20 protein-coding genes and 2 pseudogenes are annotated in these 21457 nt (G+C 73.6%); 12 read left to right on the top strand and 10 right to left on the bottom strand.

Translation table 11 applies throughout. The features are described 5' to 3' along the window. The first annotated feature begins 27 nt into the window (after positions 1–27). The 8 genes from AC27L3_RS22020 (at position 28) to AC27L3_RS21985 (ending at position 5429) form a co-directional block, all read left to right on the top strand. A complete protein-coding gene (locus AC27L3_RS22020; protein ID WP_487235767.1) occupies positions 28–855 on the top strand; it encodes a helix-turn-helix domain-containing protein in 828 nt (275 codons plus the stop codon). Between the two features lie 115 nt (positions 856–970). Continuing rightward, on the top strand, positions 971–2482 hold the full coding sequence (gene rimO / locus AC27L3_RS22015) for a 30S ribosomal protein S12 methylthiotransferase RimO (RefSeq protein ID WP_487235766.1): 1512 nt from the start codon (positions 971–973) through the stop codon (positions 2480–2482). Beyond that, on the top strand, positions 2479–3111 hold the full coding sequence (gene pgsA, locus AC27L3_RS22010; protein ID WP_487235765.1) for a CDP-diacylglycerol--glycerol-3-phosphate 3-phosphatidyltransferase: 633 nt from the start codon (positions 2479–2481) through the stop codon (positions 3109–3111). Before rimO ends, pgsA begins: the two co-directional genes overlap by 4 nt. Next, positions 3108–3614 carry a CinA family protein gene (locus tag AC27L3_RS22005; protein WP_487235764.1) on the top strand — a complete coding sequence of 169 codons (507 nt, stop codon included), beginning with the start codon at positions 3108–3110 and terminating at the stop codon, positions 3612–3614. The genes pgsA and AC27L3_RS22005 overlap by 4 nt, the downstream gene beginning before the upstream one ends. A 109-nt stretch (positions 3615–3723) precedes the next feature. Then, entirely contained in the window at positions 3724–4107 is a 384-nt protein-coding gene (locus tag AC27L3_RS22000; RefSeq protein ID WP_344433956.1) for a helix-turn-helix domain-containing protein, read from the top strand. Between the two features lie 232 nt (positions 4108–4339). Next, entirely contained in the window at positions 4340–4810 is a 471-nt protein-coding gene (locus AC27L3_RS21995; protein WP_344433955.1) for a Dps family protein, read from the top strand. Positions 4811–4859: 49 nt separating this feature from the next. Next, the gene (locus tag AC27L3_RS21990; RefSeq protein WP_487235763.1) at positions 4860–5087 is read left to right on the top strand and encodes a hypothetical protein; all 228 of its coding nucleotides are present in this window, start codon (positions 4860–4862) and stop codon (positions 5085–5087) included. A 78-nt stretch (positions 5088–5165) separates the two neighbouring features. Beyond that, the gene (locus AC27L3_RS21985; protein ID WP_487235762.1) at positions 5166–5429 is read left to right on the top strand and encodes a hypothetical protein; all 264 of its coding nucleotides are present in this window, start codon (positions 5166–5168) and stop codon (positions 5427–5429) included. Positions 5430–5475: 46 nt separating this feature from the next. On the opposite strand, the gene AC27L3_RS21980 is transcribed toward AC27L3_RS21985, so the two are convergent. From AC27L3_RS21980 to AC27L3_RS21970, 3 genes are all read right to left on the bottom strand, one after another. Further along, complete coding sequence (locus tag AC27L3_RS21980; protein WP_487235761.1) at positions 5476–6291, bottom strand: DNA-formamidopyrimidine glycosylase family protein; 816 nt, start codon at positions 6289–6291, stop codon at positions 5476–5478. A gap of 52 nt (positions 6292–6343) precedes the next feature. Continuing rightward, positions 6344–11101, bottom strand: coding sequence for an ATP-dependent helicase (locus AC27L3_RS21975; RefSeq protein WP_487235760.1), 4758 nt, complete (start codon positions 11099–11101; stop codon positions 6344–6346). Positions 11102–11368: 267 nt separating this feature from the next. Further along, on the bottom strand, positions 11369–12289 hold the full coding sequence (locus tag AC27L3_RS21970) for a hypothetical protein (protein WP_487235759.1): 921 nt from the start codon (positions 12287–12289) through the stop codon (positions 11369–11371). A gap of 81 nt (positions 12290–12370) precedes the next feature. Between AC27L3_RS21970 and AC27L3_RS21965 the strand changes: the two genes are divergently transcribed. The 4 genes and pseudogenes from AC27L3_RS21965 to recX form a co-directional block, all read left to right on the top strand. Further along, positions 12371–12565 (top strand): DUF3046 domain-containing protein, encoded by a 195-nt coding sequence (locus tag AC27L3_RS21965; protein WP_344433949.1) that lies wholly within the window; start codon positions 12371–12373, stop codon positions 12563–12565. Positions 12566–12622: 57 nt separating this feature from the next. Further along, positions 12623–13846: an AI-2E family transporter gene (locus AC27L3_RS21960; protein ID WP_487235758.1), complete on the top strand. Its 1224-nt coding sequence runs from the start codon at positions 12623–12625 to the stop codon at positions 13844–13846. A 197-nt stretch (positions 13847–14043) separates the two neighbouring features. Further along, positions 14044–15162: a recombinase RecA gene (recA, locus tag AC27L3_RS21955; protein WP_365966900.1), complete on the top strand. Its 1119-nt coding sequence runs from the start codon at positions 14044–14046 to the stop codon at positions 15160–15162. Then, a pseudogene (gene recX, locus AC27L3_RS21950) lies at positions 15084–15668 on the top strand (recombination regulator RecX); the annotation flags it as partial. The gene recA and the pseudogene recX, both read left to right, overlap by 79 nt. Positions 15669–15805: 137 nt before the next feature. Here the strand turns inward: recX and AC27L3_RS21945 are convergent. From AC27L3_RS21945 to AC27L3_RS21915, 7 genes and pseudogenes are all read right to left on the bottom strand, one after another. Further along, positions 15806–16171: pseudogene (locus tag AC27L3_RS21945) on the bottom strand (rhodanese-like domain-containing protein); the annotation flags it as partial. Next, positions 16168–16743: a cupin domain-containing protein gene (locus AC27L3_RS21940; RefSeq protein WP_487235757.1), complete on the bottom strand. Its 576-nt coding sequence runs from the start codon at positions 16741–16743 to the stop codon at positions 16168–16170. The pseudogene AC27L3_RS21945 and the gene AC27L3_RS21940, both read right to left, overlap by 4 nt. Before the next feature lie 77 nt (positions 16744–16820). Beyond that, the gene (locus AC27L3_RS21935; RefSeq protein WP_361747052.1) at positions 16821–16907 is read right to left on the bottom strand and encodes a putative leader peptide; all 87 of its coding nucleotides are present in this window, start codon (positions 16905–16907) and stop codon (positions 16821–16823) included. Between the two features lie 33 nt (positions 16908–16940). Further along, the gene (locus AC27L3_RS21930; protein ID WP_487235756.1) at positions 16941–18716 is read right to left on the bottom strand and encodes an FAD-dependent monooxygenase; all 1776 of its coding nucleotides are present in this window, start codon (positions 18714–18716) and stop codon (positions 16941–16943) included. A 199-nt stretch (positions 18717–18915) separates the two neighbouring features. Then, positions 18916–19815 carry an amino acid ABC transporter permease gene (locus tag AC27L3_RS21925; protein ID WP_487235755.1) on the bottom strand — a complete coding sequence of 300 codons (900 nt, stop codon included), beginning with the start codon at positions 19813–19815 and terminating at the stop codon, positions 18916–18918. Beyond that, positions 19812–20462, bottom strand: a complete 651-nt coding sequence (locus AC27L3_RS21920) for an amino acid ABC transporter permease (RefSeq protein ID WP_365966903.1) — start codon at positions 20460–20462, stop codon at positions 19812–19814. The genes AC27L3_RS21925 and AC27L3_RS21920 overlap by 4 nt, the downstream gene beginning before the upstream one ends. A 49-nt stretch (positions 20463–20511) precedes the next feature. After that, a complete protein-coding gene (locus tag AC27L3_RS21915) occupies positions 20512–21429 on the bottom strand; it encodes a glutamate ABC transporter substrate-binding protein (protein WP_487235754.1) in 918 nt (305 codons plus the stop codon). Positions 21430–21457 lie beyond the last annotated feature (28 nt).

Raw genomic sequence — 21457 nt, 5'->3', positions numbered from 1 at the left:
GTGGCTGCACGCTCGAAAGGCGCCCACGTGTCCATCGGCAACTCTTCAGAGGACGACAGGCCGGAGGACGACCGGCCCTCCGTCGGACGTTCCCTCCAGCAAGCCCGCATCAACGCCGGACTGACCGTGGACGAGGTCAGTTCCGTCACGCGAGTGCGCGTGCCGATCCTGCACGCGATCGAATCGGACGACTTCAGCCGCTGCGGCGGGCGCGTCTACGCCCGCGGGCACATCCGCACCCTGGCGCGCGCCGTCGGCGTCGACCCCGCCCCGCTCGTCGCCCAGTACGACGCCGAGCACGGCGGCCGGCCGGTGCCCACTCCCGCCGCCCCCCTCTTCGACGCCGAGCGCATCCGCCCCGAGCCCCGGCGCCCGAACTGGACGGCGGCGATGGTGGCGGCCATCGTCGCCGTCATCGGATTCGTCGGCTTCACCCTCTTCAGTGGCGGGAGCAAGGAGGGGCCGGTCGCCGCCGACCCCGCCTCGGCCAAGCCCTCGGCCGCCCCCAGTGCCAAGGCGGGCCAGAAGAAGGGCAAGGGCGCCACCGACCCCAAGGCGGAGGCCTCGGCCAGCGCCATCGCCGGCGTCCCTGCCAACAAGGTCACCGTCAAGCTCACCGCCGAGAACGGCCAGACCTGGATGTCCGCCAAGGACGGCACCGGGAAGATCCTCGACGAGGGCGTGCTCAAACAGGGCACCTCCCGCACCTTCACCGACAACAAGCGCATCGACCTCGTCCTCGGCAACGCCGGAGCCGTACAGCTGTTCGTCAACGGCAAGGAGATCAAGAACCTCGGCCAGGACGGCCAGGTCCAGCGGCTGAGCTACACCCGGGGCGACCCGACGACCGGCTGACCGGCGGCAGCGGCCCCGCACGGCGGGCGCCGGGGAGCCCGGGGTGATCAGGCTCTCCGTGCCCGTCGGCCACTCGGCAGCGGATGCGGTGCCGGGACAAAGTAGGCTGAGCCCTATGCCCGAACGCCGTACCGTCGCTCTTGTCACACTTGGCTGCGCCCGTAACGAGGTGGACTCGGAGGAGCTGGCAGGCCGCTTGGCGGCGGACGGCTGGGACCTCGTGCAGGACGCCGCCGACGCCGACGTGGCCGTCGTCAACACCTGCGGCTTCGTCGACGCCGCCAAGAAGGACTCCGTCGACGCCCTCCTGGAGGCCAACGACCTCAAGGAGCACGGCCGCACCCAGGCCGTCGTGGCCGTCGGCTGCATGGCCGAGCGCTACGGCAAGGAGCTCGCCGATGCGCTGCCCGAGGCCGACGGCGTGCTCGGCTTCGACGACTACGCCGACATCTCCGACCGCCTGCAGACCATCCTCTCCGGCGGCATCCACGCCTCCCACGCCCCGCGCGACCGGCGCAAGCTGCTGCCGATCAGCCCCGCGGAGCGCCAGGCCGCCACCGGCGTGGCCCTGCCCGGCCACGCCCAGGACGCCCCGGACCCCCAGGAGAGCGCCCCGGCCGACCTGCCGGCGGGCCTCGCCCCGGCCTCCGGCCCGCGCGCCCCGCTGCGCCGCAGGCTCGGCAGCAGCCCGGTCGCCTCGGTGAAGCTGGCCTCCGGCTGCGACCGCCGCTGCTCCTTCTGCGCCATCCCCTCCTTCCGCGGCTCCTTCGTCTCGCGCCGTCCCTCCGACGTGCTGAACGAGACGCGCTGGCTGGCCGAGCAGGGGGTCAAGGAGATCATGCTGGTCTCCGAGAACAACACCTCCTACGGCAAGGACCTCGGCGACATCCGGCTGCTGGAGTCGCTGCTGCCGGAGCTCGCCGCCGTCGACGGCCTGGAGCGCATCCGGGTCAGCTACCTGCAGCCGGCCGAGCTGCGGCCCGGCCTGATCGACGTGCTCACCTCGACCGAGAAGGTCGCCCCCTACTTCGACCTCTCCTTCCAGCACTCCGCGCCCGGCGTGCTGCGGGCGATGCGCCGCTTCGGCGACACCGACCGCTTCCTGGAGCTGCTGGAGACCATCCGCACCAAGGCGCCGCAGGCCGGCGCCCGCTCCAACTTCATCGTCGGCTTCCCCGGCGAGAGCGAGGCGGACCTCGCCGAGCTCGAGCGCTTCCTGAACGGGGCACGGCTGGACGCCATCGGCGTCTTCGGCTACTCCGACGAGGAGGGCACCGAGGCGGCCACCTACGAGGACAAGCTGGCCGAGGACGTCGTCGCCGAGCGCCTGGCGCACATCTCCCGGCTGGCCGAGGAGCTCACCGCGCAGCGCGCGGAGGAGCGTGTCGGTGAGACGATCGAGGTACTCGTCGAGCGCGTGGACGACGAGGACGGCGTGATCGGACGCGCGGCCCACCAGGCGCCCGAGACCGACGGCCAGGTGCGGCTGACCATGGATTCCATGGACGCCGCGCAGGCCGTGGCCGGCCGCATGGTGGTCGCCAAGGTGGTGGCGAGTGAGGGCGTGGACCTCGTCGCCGAGCCGCTGGGGAGCGGGGGCGGGTGTACCGAGGAGGCGGGCAGATGAGCGGACTCCCGGCCTCCGCCACGGGCGGCCCGGCCCCGCGGACGGGCGTCCGGCCGGCCGGGCTGTGGAACATCGCCAACATCCTCACCATGATCCGACTGGTCCTGGTGCCGGGATTCGTGCTGTTGATGATGCACGGCGGCGGGCACGACCCGGCCTGGCGCTCCTTCGCATGGGCGGCGTTCGCGGTCGCCATGATCACCGATCTCTTCGACGGGCACCTGGCGCGGGCGTACAACCTGGTCACCGACTTCGGCAAGATCGCCGACCCCATCGCCGACAAGGCGATCATGGGTGCGGCGCTGATCTGCCTGTCCGTGCTCGACGACCTGCCGTGGTGGGTCACGGGCGTGATCCTCTTCCGCGAGATCGGCATCACGCTGATGCGGTTCTGGGTCATCCGGCACGGCGTGATCCCGGCCAGCCGCGGCGGCAAGCTGAAGACGCTCTTCCAGGGTGTGGGCACCGGCATGTACATCCTCGTCCTCGAAGGCCCGCTGGCGACCTTGCGCTTCTGGGTGATGGCGGTCGCCGTCGTGTTGACGGTGCTGACCGGGCTCGACTACGTGAAGGAAGCCCTGCGGCTGCGCCGGGCCGGACGGGCGGCCCCGAAGGAGTCCCCGCGGTGAGCGCCGCGGCCGTGCTGGCGGCGCTGGAGGCCCGCGGGCAGACCGTCGCCGCCGCCGAGTCCCTGACCGGGGGCCTGGTCGCGGCCGAGCTGACCGCCGTCGCCGGCGCCTCGCGCTCGGTGCGCGGCTCGGTCACCGCGTACGCCACCGAGGTCAAGCGCGACGTGCTGGGCGTGGACGGGGAGCTGCTGCGGGTGCGCGGGGCCGTCGACGCCGAGGTGGCCCGTTCGATGGCCGAGGGTGTGCGCCGTCTGCTGGCCGCCGATTGGGGCATCGCGACCACGGGCGTGGCCGGGCCCGACGCCCAGGACGGCAGGGCCGTCGGCACGGTCTACGTGGCGGCCGTCGGTCCGTGGGGCTCCGGAGATGTCCGGGAACTGTCGCTGGACGGCGACCGGGCGGGTATCCGGAGGGAAAGCGTACGGGCGGTCCTCGCGCTGCTCCTGCGCGAACTGACAGAGAACGCGGGGGCAAAGGATACGGAACACGACGGGGGGAATTGATGTTTGCAGCCCTGAGTGAACACGACATAGCTCCCCGCACGGCCGCACCCCGAGGCGGTACGGTGGGGCGTGAAGGAACCGGATTCGCGGTCCAAGGAGGGAGCCACCGATGATTCTGCTCCGTCGCCTGCTGGGTGACGTGCTGCGTCGGCAGCGCCAACGCCAGGGCCGCACTCTGCGCGAGGTCTCCTCCTCCGCCCGGGTCTCGCTCGGCTACCTCTCGGAGGTCGAGCGCGGGCAGAAAGAGGCGTCCTCCGAGCTTCTCTCCGCAATCTGCGACGCTCTGGACGTACGGATGTCCGAGGTCATGCGCGAGGTGAGCGACGAGCTGTCGCTGGCCGAGCTGGCGCAGTCGGCGGCGGCGAGCGAGCCGGTACCCGCGCCGATGCGGCCGATGTTCAACCCGATGTCCGTGCCGTCCGTCACGGGCGTTCCGGGCGAACGCGTGACGATCAAGGCTCCGGCAGAGGCTGTCGACGTGGTCGCGGCCTGATCAGGGGCCCTGCCGGCCCACCGGGCCGGCGCCGTCCGGAAGGCGTCCGTTTCACCTGCGAGATCCCGGTCAGAAGCCTGACCGGGATCTCCGTTTTTTCCGGCCGCCTTCGGCGTCCGGCCGGTCCGGCGCCTTTGTGCCATGGTGGAGGAACGGGATTCCTAAGGATCAATCGGGATCTCTAGTGATCAATCGGTGCAAACCGGTCGCAGAGTCGCAGAGGAGGACATGCATGTCTGTCGTCAAGAGCCCGCTGCCCGAACAGGACCGGAACATCGTCGGTGACGCCCTGCAGGGCGCCCTCGTCGATCTCGTCGACCTCTCGCTCCTCGCCAAGCAGGTGCACTGGAACGTCGTCGGCCCCCGCTTCCGCTCCGTCCACCTCCAGCTCGACGAGGTCGTCGCCAGCGCCCGTCAGCACATGGACACCGTCGCGGAGCGGGCCTCCGCGCTCGGCATCTCCCCGGACGGCAGGGCCGAGACCGTCGCCAAGACCAGCGGCATCGACCCGGTCGGCGGCGGCTGGACCAAGGACAACGAGGTCGTCCGCATCATGATCGCCGCCCTGGGGACCGTCATCGCCCGGATGCGCGAGCGCATCGAGGCCACCGAGAAGCCGGACCCGGTCACCCAGGACCTGCTCATCGGCCTCACCGGCGACCTCGAGAAGCACCACTGGATGTTCCAGGCCGAGAACGCCTGAGGCCCGCCCCCCGGTGGCGGGCGCGGCGCACAGACGGTCTCCTGGGGGCATGAGCGAGCACCCGGTGATCCGCTACACGCGCGAGCTGATGGTGGTCACGGACCTCGACCAGGCGGCGGCCGGCGTCTTCGTGCGCACCGTCTACCAGGAGGGCGTGCACGAGGGCGAACAGCGCGTCATCGCCGAGGTGCACCGGCGCGACCGGGAGATCGCCGAGCTCGAACAGCAACTGGCCAGGCTGCGCGCGGCGCCGCCGGCCGGCGGGCCCGCTGCGTAGGGACCGTTCCGCGCGGTCGTCCCGCTGCTCGCCCGTGGTGCGGGCGGGGTTCCGGAGGAAGCCGAAGGAGGCAGCTCGATGATCCGGCGCGACCGGGGGCCCACGGGGGCGTTCGGCCGGGTCCTCGTGCTCCTGGCGGCCGGACTGTGGTGCTGGGCCGTCTACCGGCTGCTCCTGCAGCCGGGGCGGGCCGGCTTCATGGAAGGCGTCGTCGCCGCCGGCGGCTGGGGGCTGAGCCTGCTGCCGGTCCACTGCGCCCCGCGGGGCCGGGAGGGCCCGCGCGAGGCACCGGACGACGACCGGCCCGGGGATGCCGGGGAGGCCGTCGCCGAGGAGCCCTGAGCCCCCTCCTCCCTCGCCCGTGCGAGCCGCGGGACGCGATCCGCTGTCACTCGTTCGGACCAATGGCGGGCGGCGGCGGGCCCGCCTGGCAGTGCGGGCACCAGAACGTCGTACGTTCCCGGCCCGCCGTGCCCTGGGCGGCGGCCAGCACCGGGGAGCCGCAGCGGCGGCAGGGCCGCTCGGCCCGGCCGTAGACCCACAGCCGGCGGTCCGGGCGGGCGTCGGCCGTCGTGATGCGAGCAGGGCGCGCCTTGTTGGCCTCCAGCAGCTTCTTCGCCAGCCCCACCAGCCGCCCCGGATCGGGCAGCGAGGCGACCGGCAGCCACGGGGAGATGCGCAGCAGGAAGCACAGCTCGGACTTGTACACATTGCCGACACCGGCGAGATTCCGCTGGTCGAGCAGCGCCTCGCCCACCGTGCGCCCCGGATCGGACAGCAGACGGCGCACGGCCTCCTGCGCGTCCCAGTCCGGCCCCAGCAGGTCGGGGCCCAGGTGGCCCACCACCTCGGCCTCGTCGGCCGTACGCAGCAGGTCCAGTGCGGGCAGCCGGTAGCCGACGGCGGTGCGCTCGGCGTTGCCGAGCACGGCGCGGATCTGATGAGAGGGGCCGCCGCGCGGGGGCTCGCCCGTGCGGCCCACGCGCCACGAGCCGTCCATGCCCAGGTGGGAGTGGAGCGTCAGACCGCCCTCGAGGCGGGTGAGCAGGTGCTTGCCGCGGGGGACCACCTCGGTCACCGCCCGGCCGGTGAGGTCGGTGGTGGCGAGCCGGGGAACCCGCAGGTCGCTGCGGGTCAGCGGAGCACCGGCCAGGGCCTCGTGCAGGCTCCGGGCGGTGCGCCAGACGGTGTCTCCCTCGGGCATCTGTTGTGCTCCTCCTTCCCGCTCGGCTCGCTGAGCCCATGATGTGGGCAGGTCACGAGGGTCGCAGGCGCAACCCCCGGGGCGTGGCGTGGAAGCCGGCGCCCTCCAGCACGGTGCCCAGCGGCGAGGTCAGGGCGGCTGCGCCGTTCACCCGTTCGACGGTGACGGTGCCCAGGGCCCCGGCGCGGGCCGCCTCGGCGAGGGCCCCGGCGGCCTCGCGCAACGCCGGGTCGTCGGCACCGGCCCCAGCCTCCTGGGGCCAGGCCAGCAGGGTCTTGCCGCCGCGCTCCATGTACAGCACGAGGGCGCCGTCGACCAGGACCACCAGCGAGCCCGCCTTGCGGCCGGCCTTGTGGGCGGCGCCCTCGGGGGGCTCCGGCCACGGCAGGGCGGCGCCGTAGGCGTTGGCGGGGTCGGCGGCGGCCAGGACCACCGCACGGCGCCCGTCCCGGGCGGCCGGCCGGGCATCCCACGGAGCGGCCGGGGCGGGCGCCCCGGCCCGCTCGCGGGCGGTGTTGACGGCCCGCAGCCGGTCGACCGCGCCGTCCATCGCGAACTGCGCGGCGCCCAGGCCCTCGACCACGTACCCCCGGCGGGCCTGACCGCTCTCCTCGAAGACGGACAGCACCCGGTAGGCCGCGGAGAAACCGCCCTCCACGCCCTCGGCCGCCACGGCACCGCGCGTCACCACACCATGGCGGTCCAGCAGGGTGCGGGCCAGCGCGTGGGCCCGGTGCGTCGGCTCGGTCTCCCGCTCCGGCAGCAGCGACCAGCGGCCCGCCACCGTCGGCGGCCCCCCGCGGGAGGCCGTGGCCCGCAGCCCGGTGGTACCCGCCCCCGCACGGGCGGTGAAGGCGCCGAAGCGGCCGCGCGGGACGGCGCGCTTCGCGCGGTGCGCGGTGGAGCCGGCGGTGCGCCCGGAGCCCAGCAGCGAGCGCAGCGGGGCCAGGGTGTCGTTGGTCAGCCGGCCCGACCAGGCCAGCTCCCACAGGGCGTCGGCGATCTGCGCGTCCGTGCCGGGGGAGCCGTCGAAGCCGGGGTCGGCGGCGCGCACCCGGTCGGCGATCTGACGGAAGAACAGGCCGTAGCCACCGGAAAGGGCACCCAGAACGGCGTGGTGCAGCGGCGAGAGCTCCAGCGGGTGCGGGGCGGGCAGCAGCAGCGGGGCGGCGTCGGCGAGCAGCAGGGTGACCCAGCCGTCCTTGCCGGGCAGGGCGCCCGCGCCCGCCCACACCACCTCGCCGGCCGCCGTGAGCTCGTCGAGCATCGCCGGCGAGTAGTCGCCCACCCGGGCCGGCAGCACCAGCTTCTCCAGCGCCGAGGCGGGCACGGGCGCGCCCTGCAACTGCTCGACGGCGCGCAGCAGCCCGTCCACCCCGCGCAGGCCGTGGGAGCCGACGTGCTGCCAGGCCGGCAGGAAAGCCGCCAGGGTCGTCGGCGGCACCGGCTCCAGCTCGTGCCGCAACGCGGCCAGCGAGCGGCGGCGCAGCCGGCGCAGCACCGCCGCGTCGCACCACTCCTGACCGATGCCGGACGGGTGGAACTCGCCCTGGACGATGCGGCCGGCCGCCGCCAGGCGGTGCAGGGCGCCGTCGGTGACCGCCGTGCCCAGACCGAAGCGGGCGGCGGCCGCGGCCGAGGTGAAGGGGCCGTGGGTGCGGGCGTAGCGGGCCAGCAGGTCGCCCAGCGGGTCCTTGACGGGCTCGGTGAACGCCTCGGGCACCCCGACGGGCAGGGCCGTGCCCAGCGCGTCGCGCAGCCGGCCGGCGTCCTCGATCGCCGCCCAGTGGTCGCGGCCGGCGATGCGCACCTGCAGGGCCCGCCGGGCGGTGGCCAACTCCTTGGCCCACTGCGGCTCGGCGCCGCGCTCCGCCAGCTCCTGGTCGGTCAGCGGCCCCAGCAGGCGCAGCAGGTCGGCGACGCCCTCGACGTCCTTGACCCGCCGGTCCTCGGTCAGCCACTGCAGTTCGCGCTCCAGTTCGGTGAGCACCTCGGCGTCCAGCAGCTCGCGCAGCTCGGCCTGGCCCAGGAGCTCCGCCAGCAGCCGCGAATCCAACGACAGGGCGGCGGCGCGGCGCTCGGCCAGCGGGGAGTCGCCCTCGTAGAGGAACTGGGCGACGTAGCCGAAGAGCAGGGAGCGGGCGAAGGGGGAGGGCTCGGGCGTGGTGACCTCGACCAGGCGGACCCGGCGGGCCTCGATGTCGCCCATCAGCTCGACGAGCCCCGGCACGTCGAAGACGTCCTGCAGGCACTCGCGGACCGCCTCCAGGACGATCGGGAACGACCCGAACTCGCTTGCCACCTGCAGCAGCTGCGAGGCGCGCTGGCGCTGCTGCCACAGCGGGGTGCGCTTGCCGGGATTGCGGCGCGGCAGCAGCAGGGCGCGGGCCGCGCACTCGCGGAAGCGGGAGGCGAACAGGGCGGAGCCGCCCACCTGGTCCGTGACGATCCCCTCCACCTCGCCCTTGTCGAAGACGACGTCGGCGGCCCCGACGGGGGACTGCTCGCCGTCGTACTCCGCGCCTTGCCGGGCCGGGTCGGCGTCCAGCAGGTCCAGACCGAGCAGGTCGGCGTCCGGCAGCCGCAGCACGATGCCGTCGTCGGCGTGCATCACCTGGGCGTCCATGCCGTACCGCTCGGCCAGCCTCGCCCCCAGGGCCAGCGCCCAGGGAGCGTGCACCTGGGCGCCGAAGGGGGAGTGGACGACCACGCGCCAGTCGCCCAGCTCGTCACGGAACCGCTCGACGACCACCGTGCGGTCGTCGGGCACATGGCCGCAGGACTCGCGCTGCTCCGCCAGGTAGGCGAGGACGTTGTCGGCGGCGCGGTCGTCCAGGCCCGCGCCGACGAGCCGGGAACGGGCGGCCTCGGGCGCCATGGCGCCGATCTCGCGCAGGAACGCCCCCAGCGCACGGCCCAGTTCCAGCGGGCGGCCCAGCTGGTCGCCCTTCCAGAAAGGCAGCCGGCCCGGGGTGCCGGGCGCCGGCGTGACCAGGACGCGGTCACGGGTGATGTCCTCGATGCGCCACGAAGTGGTGCCGAGGGTGAACACGTCGCCCACGCGGGACTCGTAGACCATCTCCTCGTCCAGCTCGCCGACCCGGCCGCCGCCCTTCTTGGGGTCGGCCCCCGCGAGGAAGACGCCGAACAGGCCGCGGTCGGGGATGGTACCGCCGGAGGTGACCGCGAGGCGCTGGGCGCCGGGCCGGCCCGTGAGCGTGCCGGACACCCGGTCCCACACCAGGCGCGGCCGCAACTCGGCGAAGGCGTCGGAGGGGTAGCGGCCGGCGAGCATGTCGAGGACGCCGGTGTAGGCGGACTCCGGCAGGGAGGCGAAGGGAGCGGCCCGGCGCACCAGGGCCAGCAGCTCGTCGACGTCCCAGGCGTCCATGGCGGTCATGGCCACGATCTGCTGGGCCAGCACGTCCAGCGGGTTGGCCGGCACGCGCAGCGCCTCGATGGCCCCCTGCCGCATCCGCTCCGTCACCACGGCCGCCTGCACCAGGTCGCCGCGGTACTTGGGGAAGACCACGCCGGTGGAGACCGCCCCCACCTGGTGGCCGGCGCGGCCGACGCGCTGCAGCCCCGAGGCCACCGACGGCGGCGACTCGACCTGGACCACCAGGTCGACGGCGCCCATGTCGATGCCGAGCTCCAGGCTGGAGGTGGCGACCACGGCCGGCAGCCGCCCGGCCTTGAGGTCCTCCTCGACCAGGGCGCGCTGCTCCTTGGACACCGAGCCATGGTGGGCACGGGCCAGCACGGGCGGGGCGCCCTTGGCCGGGCCGGAGCCGCCCATCAACTGGGCGGGGGAGTGGTCCTCAGGCAAGGGCTCGCCGGTGGCGCGCTCGTGGGCGATCTCGTTGAGCCGGTTGCACAGCCGCTCGGCCAGGCGGCGGGAGTTGGCGAAGACGATCGTGGAGCGGTGCTCCTGCACCAGATCGGTGATGCGCTCCTCGACGTGCGGCCAGATCGAGGGCCGCTCCTTGCCGTCGCCGCCCTCCTGCACGGGGGAGCCGCCGAGCTCGCCCAGATCCTCCACCGGGACGACCACCGACAGGTCGAACTCCTTGCCGGACGGCGGCTGGACGATCTCCACCCTGCGCTGCGGGGAGAGGTAGCGCGCCACCTCGCCGACCGGCCGCACCGTCGCCGACAGCCCGATCCGCCGGGCGGGGCGCTCCAGCAGGTCGTCCAGTCGTTCGAGGGACAGGGCGAGGTGGGCGCCGCGCTTGGTGCCGGCGACCGCGTGCACCTCGTCGAGGATCACCGTCTCCACCCCCGTGAGCGCCTCCCGCGCCGCGGAGGTGAGCATCAGGAACAGCGACTCGGGCGTGGTGATCAGGATGTCCGGCGGCCGGGTGATCAGCGCGCGGCGCTCGGCCGCGGGCGTGTCGCCGGAGCGGATGCCGACGCGGACCTCCGGCTCGGGCAGCCCCAGGCGCACCGCCTCCTGCCGGATGCCGGTCAGCGGACTGCGCAGGTTGCGCTCGACGTCCACGGCCAGCGCCTTCAGCGGGGAGACGTACAGCACCCGGCAGCGCTTCCTGCGCTCGGCCGGCGGCGGGCCGGCGGCCAGCCGGTCCAGGGAGGCGAGGAAGGCCGCCAGCGTCTTGCCGGAGCCCGTCGGGGCGACCACCAGGACGTCCGAACCGGCGCCCAGGGCCCGCCAGGCGCCCGCCTGGGCGGCCGTGGGCGCGCTGAAGGCCCCCGTGAACCAGGAGCGGGTCGCGGGGGAGAACGCGGCGAGGGCCGCCGCCGGGTCGCCGGCCGGTCCGTCCGCGGCCGGGGCCGCCGTGTCGTTCGCCATGCCACCCATCGTGCACCGCCCCACTGACAAAGCCCGGGCACCGCCCACGGGGACCGGGCCGGGGCCCGTGGGGGGGCGCGGGGCAGTGCCGGTCTGCGGCTGCTGCGGCGTGGGCGTGACCGGCGGCTCGCAGCCGAGGCGCCGCCCCGGGCGCGGGGCGCCGCGGCGCCGGGCCCCAGGGGCTGTTCGGCGGATCTTCGTCGCGGGGCACCACGGCGCCCCATAGGGGCGCGGGGAACTGCGCGACGAAGATCCGCCGGGCAGACCCTAGAGCGGCCGGCCGTGGGCGCGCAGGGTGAGCAGGGCCTCGATCGTGATCAGCGGCCGGCACTCCAGGGCCGTGCCCGGCGCCCAGGCCCGCCAGCGCAGCGGCCAGCCGCCGTCCTCCTGCTGCGCCGCGGCCAGGAAGTCCAGCGACCGGGACAGCTCCGCGTCGGTGAACCAGGAGCGGGCCAGCGAGTGCGGGGTGCGCGCGTAGTCGTGCGGGTAGTGGTACTCGCCCGGCGCATACCCCTCCGGCAGCGGATGGCCGGCCGCCTGCTCCGGGTCCAGCAGGGCCAGCCGCTGCTCGCGCACCGCGCGGCCCAGCCGCTCGGCCGCGGCCTGCGCCCGTGAGCGGTCCGGGGCGCCGTCGAGGAACGCCACGGCCGCCAGCACCTCGTACGGGTGCGTGCGCACCCCCCGGCCCAGGGCCTCGACCGCGGCCCAGCAGAAGTCGGTGGCCCGGAACAGCCACGCGTGCCACACGTCGTTGCGGTGCAGCAGCCCCACCACCGGCCCGGTGGCCAGCAGGTCGCTGGGCGGGTCGGCAACCACCGGGATCCACGGCGCCGCCGGGTAGCCGCGCTGCGCCGGGTGCAGGGCGGGCAGCGCCCCGTCCGGGGTGGAGACGGCGGTCAGGTAGCGGCACACCGGTTCCACGCGGCGGTCGCGGCAGCGGCCGATCTCGTCCAGCACCCGCAGGGCGTGCGCGGTGTGCAGGGGCTGGCTCACCGGACCGCGCAGGTCGGGTTCCAGGGCGTGCCCGAAGCCCCCGTCGGCCCCTGCATAGGCGTTCAGGGCCGCCTCGACGGCGTCGGGCGCGCCGTCCAGGAAGTGGTACGCGAACCTGCGCTGTTCCAGGACGCGGGCGGTCAGCCAGATGAAGCGCTCGGCACGGGCGGCGGCGGATGCTCCGGAGAGGACCATGGACAAGACCGTAGGGCGCCCCATCGCCCCCGGTCAGCGGCTCGTGCACGGCTGCACTCTCAGGGGCGGGATACTTGGCACATGCGGTTGACGGTCTTCTGGCAGCGAATGGCGGACTACTTCGGTGAGGCGTACGCGGACTCCTTCGCGCGCGACCACGTGATGTCGGAGCTCGGCGGGCGTACCGTCCACCAGGCTCTCGACGCCGGCTGGGAGGCCAAGGACGTGTGGCGCGCGGTGTGCAGGGCGCTGGAGATCCCCGAGAGCAGGCGCTGACCGGCCGCCGACCGTCCCGGGCGCCGGGGGACGCGCCCATGGGCCACACTTTTGTGCGTGGCAGCCACTGACGATCCCGCCCAGGACGAGCCCAGGCCGCGCCGCGGCGACGACACCCGGATGCCGCGCTGGTTGCCCCGGGCGGTCGTCGTCACCCTGGCGATCTTCGCCTGTTTCCAGCTGTCCCTGTGGGCCTTCCACCGCCTCACCGGTCTGCTGGTCGACATCGTCATCGCGTTCTTCCTCGCCCTGGCGATCGAGCCGGCCGTCGACCGGCTGGCGGCCCGCGGCATGCGGCGCGGGCTCGCGACGGGCCTGGTCTTCCTGAGCTGCACCGTCCTGGTCGTCGGCTTCTTCACGCTGATGGGCTCCATGCTCGCCGGCCAGATCCAGCACATGGTGGAGAACTTCCCCTCCTACCTGGACGCGGTCATCGGCTGGGTCAACCGCACGTTCCACACCAAGCTCTCCCGGGTGCAGATCCAGGAGAGCCTGCTGCACTCCGACTGGCTGCAGAAGTACGTGCGCAACAGCGCCAGCGGCGTCCTCGACGTCTCCGCCACGGTCCTCGGCGGGCTCTTCCAGCTGCTGACCGTGGCGCTGTTCTCCTTCTACTTCGCCGCCGACGGGCCCCGGCTGCGCCGGTCCCTGTGCTCGGTGCTGCCCCCGCAGCGGCAGGCGCAGGTGCTGCGCGCCTGGGAGATCGCGGTCGCCAAGACCGGCGGCTACATCTACTCGCGCGCCCTGATGGCCCTGGTCTCGGGCATCGCGCACTACGTGCTGCTGCAGGCCCTGGGCGTGCCGTACGCGCCCGCGCTGGCGGTCTGGGTGGGCCTGGTCTCGCAGTTCATCCCGACGATCGGCACCTACCTCGCCGGTGCCCTGCCGATGCTGCTGGCCTTCACCGTCGACCCCTGGTACGCGGTCTGGGTGTTGATCTTCGTCATTGCCTATCAGCAGGTCGAAAACTATGTGCTGCAGCCACGCATCACCGCGCGGACCGTCGACATCCACCCGGCCGTGGCCTTCGGGTCGGTGATCGCCGGCACCGCACTGCTGGGCGCGGTCGGGGCGCTGATCGCCATTCCGGTGACGGCGACGCTGCAGGCGTTCCTCGGGGCGTACGTGCGGCGGTACGACGTGGTGGGCGAGCCGGCGACGGGCACGGACGCGGACGTGGCCCGGGCCGACGCGGAGGCGGGACGCGGGCGGCGCGAGGGCCGCGGCCGGGGGCGGGGCGCGCTGTGGAGCCGGGTGCGGGAGCGGCTGCGGAGGCGCTGACTCCGGCCGCTGCCGGCCGCCGTCCGGGGCCGGAGTGGCGCGCTTGACACTAAAATCGAACATCCATTCTTATGGGTGTCCCGGCCCGACGGACCCCAGTTATCCACAGGCCGGGCCGACGCCCGGGCGCATTGTCAGTGGCAGGCGTTAGCGTCGTGGACGTGAAGCGATCGACTCAAGCAAACCGGGTGGAACCCATGGCAGGAACCGACCGCGAGAAGGCGCTCGACGCCGCGCTCGCGCAGATTGAACGGCAATTCGGCAAGGGCGCCGTGATGCGCCTGGGCGAGCGGCCGAACGAGCCCATCGAGGTGATCCCCACCGGGTCGACCGCTCTCGACGTCGCCCTCGGCGTCGGCGGCCTGCCGCGCGGCCGCGTGGTGGAGGTCTACGGACCGGAGTCCTCCGGTAAGACGACCCTGACCCTGCACGCCGTGGCCAACGCCCAGCGCGCCGGCGGCACCGTCGCCTTCGTGGACGCCGAGCACGCCCTCGACCCCGAGTACGCCAAGAAGCTGGGCGTCGACATCGACTCCCTGATCCTGTCCCAGCCGGACAACGGCGAGCAGGCGCTCGAGATCACCGACATGCTGATCCGCTCCGGCGCCCTGGACCTCATCGTGATCGACTCCGTCGCGGCCCTCGTGCCCCGCGCGGAGATCGAGGGCGAGATGGGCGACTCCCACGTCGGCCTCCAGGCCCGCCTCATGAGCCAGGCGCTGCGCAAGATCACCGGTGCGCTCAACCAGTCCAAGACCACCGCGATCTTCATCAACCAGCTGCGCGAGAAGGTCGGCGTGATGTTCGGCTCGCCGGAGACCACCACCGGTGGCCGCGCGCTGAAGTTCTACGCCTCCGTGCGCCTGGACATCCGCCGCATCGAGACCCTCAAGGACGGCACCGAGGCGGTCGGCAACCGCACCCGCGTCAAGGTCGTCAAGAACAAGGTCGCGCCGCCCTTCAAGCAGGCCGAGTTCGACATCCTCTACGGCCAGGGCATCAGCCGCGAGGGCGGCCTGATCGACATGGGCGTCGAGCACGGCTTCATCCGCAAGGCCGGCGCCTGGTACACGTACGAGGGCGACCAGCTCGGCCAGGGCAAGGAGAACGCCCGCAACTTCCTCAAGGACAACCCCGACCTCGCCAACGAGATCGAGAAGAAGATCAAGGAGAAGCTGGGCGTGGGCATCCGGCCCGAGGCCCCGGCGACCGAGCCCGGCGCCGACGCCGCCGGCGGCGAGGGCGAGCCGGCCAAGTCCGTGCCCGCCCCGGCCAAGGCCACGGCCAAGGCGGCGAAGGCCGCTGCCAAGAGCTGAGCCGCACCGTGTCCGACGCACGGCCGGACCGCTGGACCGGTGAGGGCGCCCCGTCCCCGTCGAGGGCCGGGGGCGGAGCGCCACCACCGCCGGAGGAGCAGGCGCGGGCCATCTGCCTGCGCCTGCTCACCGGAACGGCCCGCACCCGCAAGCAGCTCGCGGACGCGCTCGCCAAGCGCGGCATCCCCGACGACGTCGCGGAGGAGGTGCTGTCCCGCTTCGAGGACGTGGGCCTCATCGACGACGCGGCGTTCGCCGGCGCCTGGGTCGAGTCCCGCCACCACGGCCGGGGCCTGGCCCGCCGCGCCCTGGCCCGCGAGCTGCGCACCAAGGGCGTGGACACGGCCCTGATCGACGAGGCGGTCGGGCAGCTCGACGCCGACCAGGAGGAGCGCACCGCGCGCGAGCTCGTCGAGCGGAAGCTGCGCGCCACCCGGGGACTGGACCGCGAGAAGCGGCTGCGCCGCCTCGCCGGCATGCTGGCGCGCAAGGGCTACTCCGAGGGGCTGGCCCTGCGGGTGGTGCGGCAGGCGCTGGCCGAGGAGGGCGAGGATCCCGAGATCCTCGGCGCCTTCCTCCCCGACGACTGATCGGTCGGCACCGCCTGGGCCGTGGTGTCCACCGCGGCCTGCGTCGGCGCATCCACCGGCAGTCCCGCCGCCCGCCACGCCTGGAAGCCGCCCACCAGGTCCGTGGCGTGCCGCAGGCCGAGGCGGCGCAGGGAGACCGCGGCGAGCGACGAGGCGTACCCCTCGTCGCAGAACACCACCACCGGCAGCGCGTGATGCGTCGCCCGGGCCGAACGGTGGGCGCAGGCCGGATCGAGCCGCCACTCCAGCTCGTTGCGCTCCACCACCAGCGCCCCGGGGACCGTCCCGTCGCGCTCGCGCTGCGCCGCGTACCGGATGTCGACGAGCAGCCCGCCGTCCGCCTGGACGGCGGCGGCCTCGGCCGGCCCCAGCCGGTCGAGCTCCGCGCGCGCGGCCGCCAGCAGATCCTCGACCCTCATGCCCACTCCTGCGGCCACTCGACCTGTTCCAGCCGCAGCACCTGACCGCTGCGGCTGTACCGGCGCATCATCGGCAGCGGCGGGTAATAGGCGTGCACCGACACCGCGTGCGCCTCTCGCGAGACGTTGAGCACCTGATGCACATGATGCGGGCCGAAGGAGCGGCTGCGCCCGGCGGACAGGGCACGCTCCCGGTCGACCCCCTCCGTCAACTCCAGCATCCGCCACCCCTCCGTGGGCAGGCGTGCGGCCAGCGACTGCTCGGTCAACTTTCCCGTGGCGGTGGCGAAGGCACCGTGCGAGCCGCCGTGGTCGTGCCAGCCGGTGCCACTGCTCGGCGGCCAGCCGATGAGCCACGCCTCGCTGCCGCCCGGCCCCTCCAGGCGGATCCAGGTGCGGCCCTCGGGGTCGAGGGGCAGGGAGGCGATCAGCGCGGCGTCGGCGGCGGTACGCCGCACGAAGGCCAGCAGGTCGGCCTCCGACGGTGGCGGTACGCAGGCGCCGACGGATCCGGGGGAGGACGAAGGGGCGGAAGAGGCGAAGGGCGCAGGGGTGTGCGGGAACGATGACACGACGGACCGTCCTGTGAGTGATCGCGAAGGAGCGCGCAGGCCCGCGGAAAGGGGCGGCGCGTGAGAGGAGTTGCGGATCAGCAGGACGGGCGACAGACGCAGCCCGCGTAGCGGACGAGGTCGAGATGGACCCTCCGCCAGAACCGGGCGCCGTTGTCAGTCACGCTCCGGAGTCAACCACGCTGCTTCGGAGGTGGTCAACGGTTGGCCGTAGCCTCACTGGTGGCCGGACCGGGCCGCCCCGCGGCGGCCGCCTCGTCCTCGTCCGGCACCTCGTCACAGCTCCCTTCCGCCTCGTCCACCGACTCCCGTACCGCGTGCGCCGCGCCCCCGCGGGCCGCGTCGGCACAGGCGTACAGCTCGGCGGGTCGCACCCCGGCCAGGGCGGCCACCAGGCGTCCGTCCGGGCGGACCACCAGCACGGTGTGCGCGTCCGCGCCCGGATAGCCCTCGGTCACCAGCAGTTCCGCCCGCATCGGCAGGGCGGAGACCGCCGCCGCCAGCCGCGGCATCAGTCCCGCGCCCAGCCAGTGCCGCCGCTCCCACACCCCCGTGCCCGGCGCGACGAGCACCACCAGCAGGTCACCGCCGAACCGGTCGTGCAGGCGGACCTCCGAGCCGTCCGGGGCCGTGACCGGCACATCCGTCACCAGCGCCCCCACGGCCGTGCCCACCAGGACGGAACCGGCCGGGGGCGCGGCCGGCGTCAGGGGCGTACGGGTGTACACCGCCGGCGCGCCCAGCAGCCCGCGCCCCAAGTGGCCATCGGTCAGCAGCGCGTCGTGCGCTCGCGCGGCGCCCGGCACCAGACTGCGGCGCACGGTGCGCCACCCACCCTCTCCGCGCACCACCGGCAGCGCGCGGTCCGCGGCGCGCAACCGCGCGGCGATCGCCCCGCGCCGCTCGGCCTGGTAGCTGTCGAGCAGGGCGTCGGAGGCGCCGTGGTGCCAGGCGAGCGCCAGCTTCCAGGCGAGGTTCTCCGCGTCCTTCAGGCCCTCGTCGAGCCCCTGCGTGCCCAGCGCCCCGAGCAGATGCGCCGCATCCCCCGCGAGGAAGGCGCGCCCGCTGCGCCAGCGGCGCGCGAGGCGGTGGTGCACGGCGTACACCCCGGTGTCCAGCAGCGTGTACGCCGGTACGTCCCCGCACCAGGCGGTCAGCGAGTCCGTCACCCGCGCCAGCAGCGCCTCGGGAGTGACCAGGGCGCCGTCGGGGGGCAGCACCCAGTCCAGCCGCCAGGTGCCGCCGGGCAGCGGCCGGGCCGTCACCTCGCCGCCCCGCGGGGGCGAGCGGTGCAGCACGGCCTCGCCGGGCCAGGGCAGTTCGGCGCGCAGCGCGGCGACCGCGTGCCGCTCGACCGCCGTACGGCCCGGGAACCGGGCGCCCAGCAGCTTGCGCACCACCGACCGCGCGCCGTCGCAGCCCACGAGGTAACTGCCGCGCCAGACCGTCCCGTTGTCGCCGCGGGTGTGCACGGTCACGCCGGAGGAGTCCTGCCCCAGCACCGTGACCCGGCTGTCGCGCACGATGCGCACATCCGCCTCCTCGCCGATGGCGGCGAGGAGTTCGCGGGTGAGGGCGTGCTGCGGCAGGTGCAGGGGGGAGGGCCCGGCCGGGCCGGCGACCGTGTCGTCCTCGGAGGCGTCGTGCGGGCCGTCGTGCGTGTCCTCGTCCGGAAGGCCCGCCTTCCCGCCGTCCCCCGGCGGCGCGAACGGCACGCGCAGCACCTCGCCGCGGCGGCGCAGCGTCCGCCAGCCCGTCCAGCCGGTGCCTTCCGTGGTGGCGCAGCCCAGCCGCCTGAGCATCGCGACGGTCTCCGGCCGCAGCACGGCCGTGCGCGCCGGGCGGCGCTCGTCCTGTCCCGGCCCGCCGGCCGGCGCTTCGTCGAGGACGGTCACGGGAACCTCGTACCGTGCCAGGGCCAGGGTCAGCGCGAGACCGACCGGGCCGGCCCCGACCACGATCACCGGGTCCACGGCACTGCTCCCTCGCCCCCGCGCGCGTGGTGCGTACGGGACGTACGGGGACTGGCAGGGGAAAAACGGTGCGCGATCACAGAACGTATGCAACCCACTGCCGCAGCGTGCGTCAAGTGATCAGAGACCTCGTCAGGGTGCGCCGGACGCGTACGCCCCGTCGGCACCGGGTGGCGGACGGGGCGTCACGGTCGGCCGGTCAGTCGCCGCGCGCCTCGTTCGCGCCGGTGGCGCCGGCGGTGGACTCCGTGCCCAGCGCCGCGGTCGCGGCGGGCAGGGCGGGGGGCCGGCCCTTGCGGGAGCGCTGGGTGCGCCGTTCGACCCAGGTGGCGAGCGAGGACAGGGCCAGGCACAGCAGGATGTAGATCGAGCCGAAGACGATCACCATGGGGATGAAGGCGTACACGCCGTTCACCGGAGGGGTCTGCTGGGCGAACGCCTTGCCGACGAACAGCAGTTCCTCGTAGAGGATGATGAAGCCGAGCGAGGTGTCCTTCAGGGTCACGACCAGCTGGCTGATGATCGACGGCAGCATGGAGCGCACGGCCTGGGGGACGAGCACGCTCGCCATCACCTGCGTCTTGCGCAGCCCGATCGCGTAGGCCGCCTCGCTCTGCCCCTTGGGCACGGCGTTGATCCCGGACCGGAAGATCTCCGCCTGGACCGAGCCGTTGTACAGCGTCAGCCCGATCACCAGCGCCCACATGGGGTCGGAGGTGAACACCGCCGCGTACAGCAGGAAGATCATGATCAGCAGCGGCATGGCCCGGAAGAACTCCACCACCGCGGTGGCCGCCCACCGCATGGGCCTGTGGTCCGACAGCCGCGCGGTGGCCAGCAGGGCCCCCAGCACCAGCGACAGCACGGCGGCAATGGCGAACGTGCGCACCGTGGTCAGCAGGCCGTCGAGGATGCGCTGCTGGGTCTCGGTGTACTCGTAGTCGTCCCACAGCCCCGCCTGGAACTGCCCGGTGGCGTCCAACCGGTAGACGACGAAGGCGAGGAGGCCGGCGATGGCGAGGACGGAGAGGACGCCGTACGCGCGGTTGCGGGCGCGGGCCTTCGGACCCGGGACGTCGTACAGGACGCTGCCGCTCATCGGGCCACCGCCAGTCGGTTCTCCAGCAGCCGGAACAGACCGCTGATCGAAAACGTGATGAGGATGTAGCAGACCGCGATCCACAGGAAGATCACGAAGATGTTGTAGCCGGAGGCGGCGTTGAGGGTCTTCTGCACCGAGCCGAGCTCGGTGACGTTGAACCCCGAGGCGATCGCCGTGTTCTTGGCCAGGGCGATCAGCAGGCTGCCGATCGGCGGGATCGCCGTGCGGACCGCCTGCGGCAGGACTATGTGCCCGAGCGTCTGCCCGAACGTCATCCCGATCGACCGCGCCGCCTCCGCCTGCCCCACCGGCACCGTGTTGATGCCGGACCGGATGGCCTCGCAGATGAACGCCGAGGTGTAGCAGCCCAGCGCCAGCACCGCCAGCCAGAAGGAGCTCCAGCCCTTCAGACCCAGCGCCGGCAGGCCGAGCGTGGCCGCCAGGAACAGCAGCACCAGCGGGGTGTTGCGCAGCAGCGTCACCCAGGCGGTGCCGAAGGCACGCAGCGCGGGCACCGGGGAGACGCGGAACGCCGCGACGAGGGTGCCCAGCACCAGGGCGAGCAGGGCGCTGAGCGCCGTCAGTTCGACGGTTCCGACGAAACCTTCGCGGAACATCGCGAAGTTGTCAGACAGAACGTTCACGTTGCGTCTCCGGGTATCGCGAGGCGGTCATCCGGCACCGGTCCGACGGTCAGTAGCGCTCGACGGCGGGCGGGGTCGGGGCGGGGGCGCCGGACAGGCCGAGCGTGGCGTCGTACGCCTTCTTCCAGTCGCCGTTCTGCTCGTGCGCCTCCAGGGCCTTGTCGACCGCCTCGCGCAGCGCCTTGTCGTCCTTGTTCAGCCCCACGCCGTAGGGCTCCTTGGAGAAGAGGTTGCCCGTCAGCTTCAGGCCCTTGTTCTCGGCCGCGTACCCCTTGAGGATCGCGTCGTCCGTGGTGACCGCGTCGACCGAGCCGTTGACCAGGTCCTGCACGCACAGCTGGTAGCCCTGCTGCGCCTTGACCTCGGCCGCGCCGTACTTCGGGTCCTTGATGCGCTTGAGCGAGCTGGAGCCGGTCGCCGAGCAGACCTTCTTGCCCTTGATGTCGTCCACGCTCTTGATGGAGCTGTCGGCCTTCACCAGCAGGTCCTGGCCGGCGATGTAGTACGGCCCGCCGAAGCCGACCTGCTTCTTGCGCTCGTCGTTGATGGTGTACGTCCCCACGTACAGGTCGACCCCACCGCTGGCGATCTGCGTCTCGCGGGCCTCGGAGGGCACGGACTTGAAGACGATGTGGTCCTCGTCGAAGCCGAGATCGGCCGCGATCATCCGGGCGATCTCCACGTCGAAGCCCGAGCGCTTCTTCGTGCCGGGGTTCTCGTAGCCGAGGCCGGGCTGGTCGGCCTTGGTGCCGATGGTGATCTTCTTGCCCTTGATCCGCGCGAAGACGGGTGAATCCTTCACGTCCGCCGCGGTGTTCACCTTGTAGGACGGCAGCGCCTTCGCCGAGCTGCTCTCGCCTCCCTGGCCGGCCTTGTCGTCGGGGCTGCCCGACTTGCCGCAGGCGGTCGCGGTCACGGCGAGGGCCACCACGACGGCGGCCGCTGCGGCGGTGTTGCGGAGCTTCATGTGGACATCCTTCGAGGTGAACGGGCGG

It is taken from the genome of Streptomyces sp. PKA51, from assembly GCF_057552455.1.
The sequence above is the reverse complement of the archived record's forward strand: the minus strand, read 5'-3'. Positions and strand labels throughout refer to the sequence as shown.